Consider the following 13,413-nt stretch of genomic DNA (forward strand, 5'->3'; position numbering starts at 1 on the left):
CATGCATGAGTACAATCCTTGTAAAAAGCTACCAATCATAAGAATGTCGCTATTGTTTTTCAAAAGCGACATTTATCACAAATAACGTATTAACATAGTAAGTGAACTATCGTGTTTTGTAATAGTTATCTAATCTACCACAATCATTTAACAATTAGTTTTTTTGAAACTATAAAGGCTTTAGAACTGACTGTTACGATATACACTCCTGCACTCAAATTATGGTCTATTTTTGCAGATCCTTTATGTTTGCTTACCAAAACTTCCCTGCCATTAATATCGGTTATCGTTACTGTAGCCGTATCGCCCGATTGTAATTCAGGTATAATAATATTGAATTCGTTATTTACAGAAGGGTTGGGATAAATAGTAACCAATAAATTATCTTCGCCTGTTATTTCTGCGTAACCCTGGATATTGCTTTTTGCGGCGACAGTTGTCTGAAACAGCCATTGTGCGCTTTCCCAACTGTTTTGCGCCCCTGCATATTGCGCCGATCCGTTCAGGTTTTCAATATGAATCATGTTAGCTGTCTGCCATCTATTCCTGATTCGTACCCATGTGCCATCCACATTTTCGTTAGACCATTGCGCACTCCACCATGTAGTTAATCCTGCCGTACACTGCACTGCTCCTGTAAGGTTTTCAATATGCATGATATCTCCTGTACCCACATTTTTTATAACATAGTATGTAGCATCAATGGCTACTTTTTCCCATCTGTAATTATTGTTTGCAACAGTAGATCCATACCCTACATTAGCACCTGCATCGTATAAATAATTATTAGTCCATCTGTTTTTAATGGTAAAGTAGTTACCTGTTGCAGCACTAACTGTAACTGCACAACTACTCGTTTTACCACCATTTACAGTCGTTACGGTAATTGTAGTATTCCCGGCAGCTATAGCAGTAACTAAACCTGTTGAATTTACTGTTGCTACGGTGGTATTATTTGAGGCATAGGTTATGGATTTGTTGGTTGCATTGGACGGAAGAACTGTTGGCGTTAATTGTAAAGTTGCGCCAACATTCAGTGAGGCTGTAGCCGGTGAAAGCGTCACTCCGGTAACAGCAACGGAACCTCCGCCTGAACAGCTCGCATTTTGTGTCCATGAAAATGTACCCATCCCGCTGGTATTTTCGTTAGTAGTGGCATTACCACCCCTGTTAGAATAATTCATGCTGCAATATGTTGCGTTACCATTAGGAGAACCTGCAATCAGCACAAAATAGCCTCTGCCCCAATCCCTGTTTAGTGCATTGTTATTTGGATATTCTTTACCCGTGCCGTTAACAGTTATATTATTAAAGCTAAGGTTATAAATTCCGTCTCCTGCTCTCTTGTTTATAGAAATAGCATCATTTCTTGAATCCAATATATCTATGTTATACAACTGTACGTTTTTAACTTGTGTCCCGGCATTACTGGCACTGAAAATATCCACTGCTGCAACAGGATTATTATAGGTATCATTAAAAGTACCACATGCGGTTACTGTAATATCATGTATTTCATGGACGCCGTCATTACTGAATGGCGCTCCGTCAAAATTATTACTGATACGGATTCCTGCTTCAAGATTATCCTTTATAATTAAGTTGTAAGCTTTGTTATTTCTTCCGCCATAAATAGCCAAACCTGAAGCACGCCAACAGTTTTCTGACGTGTTGTACCTAAACGTATTATTTATGCATTCCTGTCCGTTAGCAGGCCATATTGCCTGGTCATCATCGCCATTATTCCTGAAATTACAATGCTCCACAATTGCATTTGAAGTCCCTTTACAAAGATTGATACCATCTGCATAATTATTTCTAAAGCGACAGTGGGACAGTGTAAAACCATCGGCGATTGCCGGACCTCCAACATTATATTGCGCAATCCAGGCACCGCATTCAAAATGTTCTGCCCAGATATTTTTTACAATTGATGTAGATGTAAACACACCGTTTATAGCCTTATAAGAATTACTCCTTGAAGCTGAATTTGTTGTCAGGTAAAGATCACTGAATGAAATATTAGTGGCGTTAGCCCTTAATCCTCCATTACCGCTACTGGTATTCGTAAAATTGATCTGGGTATACCACATCCCGGCCCCCAATAGCGAAGTATTGGACGAACCGAAGTACAATTCCCTGTTTACGTTATACACGCCGCCAGGAATAAATATTTTTTTTCCGCTATTTTGATCAATAAATGTTTGAAGGTCACTGCCGTTCCCCGTATAGGTGACTGCTCCGGAAGGTGCTGTAAGGGCTGTGGAAACCGGTTCCATCTCTGCAAAATCCAAATGAATGTTACCTGTTTCCCTAACTAATTTCAACGTTCCTGATACAGCTATTTTATTAGGAAATTTATAACGCACTTCATCAAAGCGCATCCTTGGATTTTGGTTTGTTATACCATTATTGTTAGGATTTCCATTGTTCCAAAGATATTCCCAGGACCAGGCAGAAGTAAGGGTAAGCGTCGTAATTTTTGTATTGCCGTTATATATGCCTAAAGTTGCCGTTTGTCCGTCTGGGACGCTGTAACGGATTACAAGGCCATCAGCAGCTTCTGATACCGTCCATTGCACCGTAGCGTTGCTGGCAGACATATTTACACATTGCTGATCTGAAGCTTCTGACTGGAGGTCAGATTGGGTGTAGGATTTTGAAGTCACTGCAGCGCCGTTAGATAATTGCCCTGCGCTTGCTTCATATCTTTTGTATGCCGCATCATAATAGCCGCGTTGTGCATACAAATTAGATGTCAATAGAAAGGCTACAATAACTGCATGGCAATGTATCAGCCTTTTTAAATTTGCTACCTGTAATTGTTTAGTCATAAATTTACTTTTTTAGTTGGTTTTTTGTGGCTATAAAGTTTCTCACTAAACTAATCCTAAAAAAAAGTCTTTAAAAAATATGCACAAAAAATCAAGCAAACTACAACGATATAGATAAATTAACAACCTAAAAATCAATAATTTAAAAAACAAAGAGAAATCAAAAAATCAAGAAAAGATATAGTATGATATGCACTATATTTTATAAATGCAGTGCTCATTTTGTTCAAGTATAGTACTCCCTGACAGTACTTTTGAGTTTTGAGGCAACTCTATTTTAATTTCAGATCCAAAATTTATCATTACCGTAATGCTTTTACCTTCAAATTCCCTTGTAAAAATTATCATATCGCCTTTACGCTCTAGGCGTTTATATTTACCGTATTGAAGCACGGGTTCATTATTTCTTAACGCAATGAGTTTTTGATAAACGGAAAGGATTGAATTCTTCTGTTGTTTTAAAACAGCAGCGTTGTTTAACTTATAATCAGGATTTATTTTTATCCAGCTTTTCCTGGTTGAAAATCCCGAATTGGCTTCTGCATTCCACTGCATAGGGCTTCGCGATTTGTCGCGATTGTTATCATTCGCGATCTTTAAGGCTTCCACAGCGGTATTACCTTGTTCTAATGCAAGCCTGTAATGGGTTTTACCCTGTATGTCCTTAATTTCTTCCGGTATTTGCGCTATAATATTATGCATTCCTATTTCCTCACCATAATAGATAAAAGGTACGCCTTTAGCCGTAAGCAATAATACAGCAAGAGCTTCAGCCCTCTTAGTATCTCCATTGGCAAGCCTGTCTATCATTCTTGGCATATCATGGCTCCCAAAGAACAATGTAGGGTAATTGCTCATGTTCTTTTCCATGCTTTCCAATTCATTAAAAATACGCTCTGTTGAAAAAGCAGGAATACTTCCAAAATTAAAATTGAAAACCACGTCAAGCAGTTCGTTTGACTCGTATTGTTTCAGCACTTCAATTTTATCACTCCCTATTTCCCCAACTATAAACCTGTCATTATATTCATTGACGGTAGCACGTATAATTTTCATGGCATTCTTTATACCTTCCTGGTCAATGTCATTTATATGCTCCTGCTTTCCATCTTTTATAGGGTTATCGGCTGTAATACCATCGGTAGTAAGAAAGTTGATAACATCCAGCCTAAAACCATCAACACCCTTGTCCAGCCAAAACCTTAGTATTCTTTGTACCTCATCAACAACTTTGGGATTAGACCAATTAAGGTCGGCCATCCTTTCGTCAAACTTATGGTAGTAATATTGTTTCGTCTGCTTATCATACTGCCAGGCACTGCCACCAAAGAAAGACTCCCAGTTGTTAGGTTTATCTTTCCATATATAATAATCGCGGTATGGATTTTTTTTTGACTTTTTTGATTCCTGAAACCATTTGCAATCGGTGGAAGTATGGTTTAGCACCATATCCATAATTACTTTTATTCCCCTTTTGTGCGCTTCCTTAAGAAAGACATCAAAATCTGCATTGGTTCCATAAGTTGGGTCTACAGTGTAGTAGTCAGCAACATCATATCCGTTATCTACTTTTGGCGAAGTTAAAAATGGGGTTAGCCATATTCCTCTAACCCCCATTTCCTGCAAATATTCTAATTTACCGGCTATTCCCCCAAAGTCGCCGTAGCCATCGCCATTGCTGTCCGCATAGCTTGGCATATAAATTTGATAAAATACAGTTTCCTTCCACCATCTTTTTGAATCTGACGCGTTTTGAGCAAGCGCAGGAAAACAAATAAAAAGGCAGATGCTTTTTATAAAAGTTAACTTTGTTTTAATTGCCAACCGACTTATTTTTTCTGAAAGTTATAATCTACAACAACATCGTTGATAAGCATTTTAGAACCTGAATAAGATACTTTTCCTTTTACAGGAACCATAACCAGCACCGCCGAATTTTTAGCGCTAAGTTTTACTTTGGCCGATGAAATATTTTTAGCAACAAACGTTCCTGACACTATATCGTAAACATCTACTTTTTTTCCTTTTTGTGCATTTACGGTAATTATTTTACTTTCGTTAAAAGGATTATAGTATAAAAAAGAAGGGTATGCCCTGTCATGAAAGAAATCGGTCGCCAGCAGGTCTAACTGTAAAATACCTTCAATATTTGTTTTTTTTATGATACTGCCAAATATCCCCACGTGCCCGCTGCCATAAACGCTTAGCTGCGATTCCTGAGGATTTTTTCCAGGAACCCAAAGCGGTCCGTCACCCTGCGCGACGGGAGCCTCTACTTTTTGGTACTGGTCGTGATTAGACTTTTTGATTATCCCTTCGTAAGCGATTACATTTTTGCCTTCATCAGCAAGGTCTGGAATAACCTCATGTTCATCCGGCATATATTGAGGATAAAAAAATCGTGAAGCATTTGCGGCATTAAGCATCCATTTACCTATGCCATTAGCATACGATTGATTGTATCGTACCATTGGCACTAAGGGCCATGCAGCATCGTAGGTATTCATAAGGAATCCATAACCGCCGTGATCTACCGTACTGCCAACGATGCCTGATATGTCGTAACCATTCCAGTTTCCTACTAACACACCCCATCCTTCACGGCATATAGGTGTACCGTCAAAACTCCAGTGCAGCATCTTGTCCAAATCGTACGTTTTACCCTGCTCTGCATTTATACGTGCAGCCAGGTAAGCGCCAAAAGGCATAAGAAGTTCGTAGGTAGGATTTGTAGTTTGCGATTCCAAAGCTGATAGCGCCGATGCAGCGCCGTCAAGATACTTTTTATCGCCAAATTTCTTGTATGCCGAATACAATATCCATGCATGACCCGCTGCAGCGTCAGGCTGTGAGCAGATATTGTTTTTCATTGGCTTCATTTTGCCATAATCAAAATAAGAATAGTCATAATTGCCTTTTAGTATAACATCGGCTTCATAAAACTTATCTGCTATCTTTCTTGCTATCTCTTCAAATCCCGGTTCGTTAGGATATTTGTCATATATGGCATAAAACAAAAGATTAGGATATACATCATACCACCAGTCCCTGCCGTAGCCACCTCCTAAAAGGGCTACTTCAGGGCAGGTATTGTTCATCATTATGTCCCAGCCGGTTTCGCTATTAAAATAGTTTTTAAGCATAGCCACATAATTGCGGTGCTGCTGATCGGCTTTGTCTATCCCAACAAGCGTTGCACCTAACGTGGCGCCCATTGTAGCAAGCGCCTCATGAAACATGCCTTTATTGTTAGCCGGTCCCTGTCGCACATCGCCTATCGCGGTATACATACCTACAACATCCTGTGGATAGTTCTTTTGTGATGTATCAACCCATACCAATGGCCAAAATTTACCCTTCGCATTGAAATCATAAACTGTAGTGTCAAAATTATGCGCCAGCTTATAATAATCTATTATCTCAAAAGGTTTTGGCATATCTGCCATCTTATCTACACGGGGTATAGCCTGCTGCTTAACCTGTGCATTGATTGAAATTCCGGTAATTAAAAAACCAAACAGTAAGAATCTATAAAAAATATTCATGAATTATTGATTGTCGTGTTAAACTAAATTTGCTGCAGTCTCTTCCATTGCTTTTTCCTGTGGTATCTCTTTCATTTCAGGAGCAATCCTATTACCATGAGTGATAATTTTTTTGCTAATAAAAATAGAACATAGCTGAAGGACAGCAATAATACCTATCGCATAACGCAGGGCAAAATCTTCAGAAACCATAAAATAGAGTACCAAAAATGTTCCTGCTCCTAAAAGCCTGCCCAGATATAAGCCCGACTCGTGATTTAGTATATAGGTAAACTCACCCCTCTTTTCAATGCGGGATACTATATCTATAACACGCAGCTGTATTGGGTAATAAGCAAGATCCATTAAAGGTTTTGCTATCAACAACAGCAAAAGAAAAACAATTACCCCTGTCTGGTTATACAATAACCCGTTGAGACAGGCGCCAATGGCAAACAATATCAAACCGGCAGAAAATGTCTTGATCCTGTCAGAGGGTTTAGAAAAACGTCCTATAAAATAAATGATAACCGCCGCAAGTATAGCACCTACAGACAATGCATTACCCAGCGCTCCTTCTTCGCCCAATATCTTAAAAATAAGCATTGCGGGTGCAGTAACTAAAAAGCCCTGTGCCAACCCCTTAAACATTGCCAGCGAAAGCAACTTATACCATAGCGGATGAAACTTAAAAAAGATATACTTTTTTTGCACAGGATTTTCAAATCTGCCTCGAAAGCATACAACCGAAGCTAAAAAGGTAATCACAAATACAATACCTGTAATCACTACATAGGCACCGTGTTTTTGGTCATCTCCCGATTTAGATTGTATAAACCAGCCAATCGCTGCAGGCACCACAATAGCTATAATAGTGTAGATAAATGTTTCAAGCCCATAGTAATAGTTCCTGTTCTCATCGTTTGTAACTGATACCGCAAGATAATCCCTGTTAGACCAGTATAACCCAAATGAAAGCCCCATGGTAATCCCTGCAATCCCTATACCTATTAGATCGAGGTTTTTTAGCGACATCATGATAATCATAGATATTCCGCTAAGCATCATTCCTATAGAATACAGTTTTCTTATGTTGAAATACTTCAGTAGAAAACCATTTATTAAAAATGTAAGCGGAATCCCTGTATATATAGCCAGCTGATAAATTACCACTTTTGAGGTATCATTAGAGTTCCTCATAATATAAGCCGCAACAAAAATATCTATTACCGGTTGTACTAATGCGTAAACGAGATTAGTCCAAATCAGTATCTTAAAGTTATGTGTCTGACTTTTAAAATGGTTAACTTCAGATGTAAGTTTCTTTAGCATTAGTTATATTTTAAAAGTGAAAGTATTTCCTCAATAGAAAATTTAGCCCCGCAAACAAACTCATCTGATGCGCCATAATAAACTGTTACCGTATCGCCACCCGGCTCAACAATATGCCCGTTGGTAAATACAACGTTACCAAAGAAGCCGCTTATTTCATATTCGGCTGTTGGTATCATGATAGCTTCCTCTGTTCGCGCAAGCACTTTAGAAGGGTCATTAAGATCCAGAAGAAAAGCCCCTAAGCAATATTGATGATTTTCATTTGCACCGTGATAAATTTCAAGCCAGCCTTTTTTGGTCTTAATAGGAGCAGCTCCTGCTCCTACCCTTTTACTATCCCAGTGCCCTTTTCTTGTTTTTACAATACACTTATGATTTCCCCAGTGTACACCATCAGGAGATGATGCAATCCAGATGTAGTTACCGCCAATATCTACACTGCTCGGACGATGCAGAGCATAGTAAAGCCCATTTATTTTTTCTTCAAAAATGGCACAGTCCTTATTATGTGCAGGCAGTATCATGCCGTGTTTCTCAAAAGTTTTCCAGTCGGTTGTGGTACGAAGACCTACGCCTACGCCATTATCTGACACAGAAGTAAAGGTCAGGTAATATTTTCCATCAATTAGCGCGACCCTGCAATCTTCAATCCCAAAGGTTTCAAGTTCACCCTCTCCCATTAAGAGCGGGTAGCCTTCAGGCTCATAAAAATGTATACCGTCATCGCTGCATAACAATCGCAGGTGAGATAATGTGGTTAGATAATCACTTCCCTTATAATTAATCACCCTTGCATCTGTAGCAATCAGCTCAGGATGATTATTGTCAATTTCCATTATAGAAATTCCACCTGCATCTGTAAGTATCGGGAAAGAGATAATATCATCTTTTTGTTCAGGCCTTTCGGCAACACGTACAATAAGCCAGGTTTTATCCTGAAAGGTAAAAACGCCGGGATTAAGCAGGCAGGTAATTTCCAGCCCGGCAATACTTGCGGGCAGGTCTTTTGGAGATAATAACGGATTTTGTGAAAAGCGTTTTGCAATGTCTTTCATCAGTAGAATGTTTTTTTGGAAAGAAGTGGGTTCACCCGGGCCCGCGATAGCAGGTCCCGGATCAAACCCAAATTTAAATTTTAGTAACCTGAATTTTGTGTAAGCGTTCCTGCAGAAGCATCAATCTCTGCCTGAGGTATAGGATATAGCATGTGTCTGTCCTGGAAGTTCTTACCATGAGCCGTCATAACTTCTTTGGCAATACCCCACCTTTTGAGGTCAAGCATTCTTTGATTTTCAAAACCAAGTTCGGCCCTTCTTTCAGAAATAATCCATCCCTTCACGGTTGCTTTATCAGCAGATGCAGGCCTGTCTTCCAGTGTTCCGGCAGGTGGCATAGTTCCATCTACGTTAGGTGTAGTCCTGGCTCTCTCCCTTATCTGATTGATTATAGTAACTGCACCGCCCAGATCGCCTGTTTCCATAAAAGCCTCAGCTTTCCACAAAAGAGCGTCGGCATAACGCATGTATATTTTATTCGTTGGCGCATCGTCGTTACCTTTATTAGTGCCGTCTGTACTGCCAAGCATCTTATTAACGTTTTGTCCGTCTACATTAACTGTGTAAAGTTTTCTTGGATCATTAGCTTCAAAAGAGTCGAGAAAATCTGTGCTTGGAGCAAAGAATCCCCAGCCTAATGGCGCACAAATACCATTACCTCTTCTTGGAGTGGCGTTTGTTTGATGGTCAAAGGCAAAAATCACTTCATTATCGGTAAATTCAGTCCTGAAACTATCAAAATAATGACTGTTAAGGCTAAAGCCCAGTCCGGCAAGTTCATCTACCAATGCAGGAACTGCACTCCAGTTTTGTGTATACAGGTTAGATTTTGCCATTAACGCTACAACAGCACCTCTTGATACCCGCCATTTTTCAGTTTCAGAAGAATATTTGCTAACCGGAAGTAAATCTTTTGCAAGGGCAAGATCTTTCATAATCTGCGCCCAAACCTCTGCTTTGTCTTTTCTCACTGCAAAATCAAAAGCTTCCTGATACGTTTTTACCGGTGCAAGGATAAGCGGTACGTCTCCAAAATTTGTTACCAGTGCGAAATAGTAATATGATCTAAGGAAGTAGCCTTCACCCAAAAGCTGGTTTTTTCTTTCGGTTGTAATACCCGTTATAGTTTCTATATCAGGCTTTGTAAGTAGCTCAATAGCTATGTTTATCCTCTTAATACCTTCATAATTGTATTTCCATAATCCGTTAGGGCCTCCGTTTGTAGATGTAAATGTATAGTTGTTAATATCATCTATCCAGGGTTGGTCACCATCACCAACCCATTTTTTCTCCATATCGTCTGATGCTATATCCTGAAGGATGTAATCATTCTGGAATACCAAACCGCCCGGCCAATCCCATGTTGCCAAAATATTTAATCTGTTTGACAAAAGATCATATGATGATTTGACCGACGTTTCTATCGTGGCCAGTGTAGGGGTAGTGTTAGCCTGATCCTGCGTTGTTAATCCCACTGGATCCTGGTTAAGATCGTCCTCACAAGCCGTCAAGGATACTACACCAATTAATAAAGCTATGTTGAAATATTTTTTCATGTTAATTTTTTTAAAGTTGTATTCTTGCGCCCAGCATAAATGCTTTTGATTGCGGATAAGTGCCCTGATCTATAAGCGAAGTTGACTCAGGATCCAGGCCATTATATTTAGTGAAGGTTAAAAGGTTTTGGGCAGACACGTATATACGCGTACCAGACAATCCTTTTACCTGCTCACTAAAAGTATACCCTATTTCAATGTTCTTTAGCCTTAAATAAGAAGCGTCTTCAACGAACTTGCTTGAAATTTGAGACCCCCCATTATTATTAAATGTTAGTCTTGGAGTTGAATTGCTTGTGCCCTCCCCATTCCAGCTGTTCAACACAGCTGTTGTTGAGTTAAACGGCCTTGTATCGTAATCAAGAATCTGTTTCATATCGTTGTAGGTATCAACTCCTGAAACTCCCTGGAAAAGGAAAGAAAAGTCGACATTCTTATACGAAGCACGGAAGTTAAAACCGTAAGTAACCTTTGGTATATTATTACCTAAAAAAGTACGGTCATCAGCATTAATTTGCCCATCATTATTAAGATCTTTAAATTTCATATCTCCAGGCTGTGCACCATTAGCATTGGTATACAGGTATGAGTTTACTTCAGACTGGTTTTGATATATACCATCAAAAACATATCCGTAGTAAGAGCTTATCGCCTGCCCTACCTGAGTTCTCGTGCGTGTTGCATCATCGGGAATATTTTGTACATATTCCTGAAGTTTATTAACCTGATTTTTAAGCGTTGCCACATTGGCACTTATGCTGTACTTAAAATCATGGTCATCATTCCTGAAATTAAGGCCAAATTCAAAACCTTTATTTTCAACTTCGCCGGCATTTACAAAAGTTCTTTGTATTACCCCAACCGTTGTAGCTGGTAATGCCACGCTAAGTAATATATCCTCAGTAGTTTTTTGAAAATAGTCTACCGTAAGGTTTAATTTATCATTAAAAAAGCCAAGGTCAACACCAAAGTTTGTTTGGGTCGTGGTTTCCCATTTAAGATCAGGGTTACCATAACGAACAATATTTACAACGCCTCCGGTAGTAGATACAAGCGTTTCGTAAGCATTGTTAGGTATTTCCTGATTTCCTGCCTGCCCCCAGCTTGCTCTTAATTTTGCAAAAGACACCCATTTAGAATCGCGCATAAACCCTTCATTTGAAATTATCCAGTTACCGCTGACAGACGGGAAGTATCCCCATTTGTTGTTTGGTCCGAAACGCGACGAAGCATCTGCCCTTAAAGTAGCCGTAGCATAATATTTGTCATTGTATCCATAAGTACCCGACCCAAAGAATGACAGAAGGCTCCATTGTGTCATTCCCCCTGAACTGTAAGGATATGGGGTTGTATCACTTCCAAGGCCTCCAAAATCAAGGTAGCGGAAAGGATCGCTGGTATTGTCATAATTTGACCTTGCCCCACCTACAGCGGATGTCTTATTTTTGATAAATTCAGATCCGGCTAATAAATTAAGGCTGTGCAAGTCATTAAATGTCTTTACATAATTTAATGTGTTAGACCATGTAAACGTTACATCCTGTCCTCTGTTCTCGTTAAGGCTGTTAGGCCTGTTATTTCTTCCTAATCCGTAGTACACGTTAGTTGCATCGCTGATATTTGCATCTCCATAGTTTTGTGCAAAATTTTTATTATGCGAAAACTTAAGGTCTACACCAAGGTTTGTCTTGAATTTTAAAGAATGGTCGCTTAGAAATGCATATTCTCCAAACACATTTCCAAAGTTTTGGAATGTATTTCTTTTATCATCGGTATAATGAACTATTGCTAATGGGTTTGAAGTATATTCATAATTTTTACTCCATCCGTCATTAGGGCCTGTGTAGAAAGGAAGGTCGGTATACGGATCATTTTGGCTATAAGTAGGATCGGTTATACTTTTGTATACAGGAATTACAGGCGGACGTATCAGTACATGGCGTATTACTCCCGGTGCATCACCGCTTGACGACAGCTTATCCTGCGTTTGATAACTGATAAGAAAATTTGTGCCTACCTTAAACCTGTCTGAAACATCAGCAGTAAGGTTTGTCCTGAAATTAACACGCTTATACTGGTCATTGTTTTCGGTGACAATACCATTCATGCCATAATACCCACCTGACATATAATAGCGAACCTTATCTGTAGCGCCACTCGCAGATACGTGTAAATTTTGAGAAAATCCTGTTGTAAATAACTGATCCAGCCAGTCTGTGTTCGCAAGATCTGTTCTTGTCCTTCTGTCAAATGCATATGGGCTTTCGGCGCCTGCGGCGTTGCCAATTGTATTGTGCCATGCCCTGTCTTTTACAGTAAGATACTGATCAGAGTTTAAAAGATCAGGAAGGTTCGTTGCATTGTAAACACCAGTAAACATATTTGCCTCAAAAGTAGGCTTGCCTTCTTTACCAAGTTTTGTCGTTATAACTACAACACCTCCTGCAGCTCTGGATCCATATATTGCAGCAGAGGCAGCATCTTTTAAAACGGATATTGACTGTACATCACCCGGGTTAAGAGAAGTTACATCTCGCGTAGGGTTTCCATCTACCACATATAAAACATCGTTGTTACCAAGTGTACCCTCTCCACGTATCCTTATTTTTATACCATCTCCTGGAGCTCCTGTGTTTGCAGCTACAAAAACCCCTGCTATCTGCCCCTGCAGTGCTTGTGATACATCAGCTACCCTTGTTCTTTCCATGTTGGCGATACTGACTATCCCTACCGCTCCGGAAATAGAGTTTTTCTTTTGGCCTACGTAGCCTACAACCACTACCTCGCCAAGTTCACTTTTATCTTCTTCCAGTACAACATTTAATGTGCTGCCAGTAACAGTAACCTCTTTGCTTAGATAGCCGATGTAACTAAATACCAAAACCGAATTTGGCGCTACGCCTTCAAAGGTGTATTCTCCATTAATATCGGTAACGGTACTATTAGTTGTTCCTTTAATAAGAATCGTTGCCTGTGGTAAAGGTCCGGTTGCATCAGAAACTACACCTTTTACAGTTTGCGCATAAATGATATGGCCAAAAAACAGCGTACATATCAACAGTAAATTGAAAGTAATTTTTTGTCTCATGAGGTTAGTTCAGATTGATTA

7 protein-coding genes are annotated in these 13,413 nt (G+C 39.5%); all 7 read right to left on the reverse strand.

All coding sequences use genetic code 11. From position 1 onward, the window contains the following. Positions 1 to 143: 143 nt before the first annotated feature. Complete coding sequence (locus tag R1T16_RS15040; protein ID WP_317501946.1) at positions 144 to 2,834, reverse strand: Ig-like domain-containing protein; 2,691 nt, start codon at positions 2,832 to 2,834, stop codon at positions 144 to 146. Between the two features lie 195 nt (positions 2,835 to 3,029). After that, complete coding sequence (locus R1T16_RS15045; protein ID WP_317501947.1) at positions 3,030 to 4,532, reverse strand: alpha-glucosidase; 1,503 nt, start codon at positions 4,530 to 4,532, stop codon at positions 3,030 to 3,032. Positions 4,533 to 4,663: 131 nt separating this feature from the next. Beyond that, a complete protein-coding gene (locus R1T16_RS15050) occupies positions 4,664 to 6,379 on the reverse strand; it encodes a hypothetical protein (protein ID WP_317501948.1) in 1,716 nt (571 codons plus the stop codon). An 18-nt stretch (positions 6,380 to 6,397) separates the two neighbouring features. Further along, the gene (locus R1T16_RS15055; RefSeq protein ID WP_317501949.1) at positions 6,398 to 7,690 is read right to left on the reverse strand and encodes an MFS transporter; all 1,293 of its coding nucleotides are present in this window, start codon (positions 7,688 to 7,690) and stop codon (positions 6,398 to 6,400) included. Beyond that, positions 7,690 to 8,748: a glycosidase gene (locus tag R1T16_RS15060; RefSeq protein ID WP_317501950.1), complete on the reverse strand. Its 1,059-nt coding sequence runs from the start codon at positions 8,746 to 8,748 to the stop codon at positions 7,690 to 7,692. The genes R1T16_RS15055 and R1T16_RS15060 overlap by 1 nt, the downstream gene beginning before the upstream one ends. An 80-nt stretch (positions 8,749 to 8,828) precedes the next feature. Then, entirely contained in the window at positions 8,829 to 10,304 is a 1,476-nt protein-coding gene (locus R1T16_RS15065) for a RagB/SusD family nutrient uptake outer membrane protein (protein ID WP_317501951.1), read from the reverse strand. A gap of 10 nt (positions 10,305 to 10,314) precedes the next feature. Beyond that, on the reverse strand, positions 10,315 to 13,392 hold the full coding sequence (locus R1T16_RS15070) for a TonB-dependent receptor (protein ID WP_317501952.1): 3,078 nt from the start codon (positions 13,390 to 13,392) through the stop codon (positions 10,315 to 10,317). Positions 13,393 to 13,413 lie beyond the last annotated feature (21 nt).

Origin of the sequence: Flavobacterium sp. DG1-102-2, assembly GCF_033042555.1 — a bacterium.
Classification (GTDB): Bacteria; Bacteroidota; Bacteroidia; order Flavobacteriales; family Flavobacteriaceae; genus Flavobacterium.

What these genes read in the sequence shown, in the direction of transcription:
- R1T16_RS15055 (WP_317501949.1), bottom strand. Translation starts at nt 7,690, where the DNA reads ATGCTAAAGAAACTTACATCTGAAGTTAACCATTTTAAAAGTCAGACA.
- R1T16_RS15065 (WP_317501951.1), bottom strand. Translation starts at nt 10,304, where the DNA reads ATGAAAAAATATTTCAACATAGCTTTATTAATTGGTGTAGTATCCTTG.
- R1T16_RS15050 (WP_317501948.1), bottom strand. Translation starts at nt 6,379, where the DNA reads ATGAATATTTTTTATAGATTCTTACTGTTTGGTTTTTTAATTACCGGA.
- R1T16_RS15045 (WP_317501947.1), bottom strand. Translation starts at nt 4,532, where the DNA reads ATGCCAAGCTATGCGGACAGCAATGGCGATGGCTACGGCGACTTTGGG.
- R1T16_RS15040 (WP_317501946.1), bottom strand. Translation starts at nt 2,834, where the DNA reads ATGACTAAACAATTACAGGTAGCAAATTTAAAAAGGCTGATACATTGC.
- R1T16_RS15060 (WP_317501950.1), bottom strand. Translation starts at nt 8,748, where the DNA reads ATGAAAGACATTGCAAAACGCTTTTCACAAAATCCGTTATTATCTCCA.
- R1T16_RS15070 (WP_317501952.1), bottom strand. Translation starts at nt 13,392, where the DNA reads ATGAGACAAAAAATTACTTTCAATTTACTGTTGATATGTACGCTGTTT.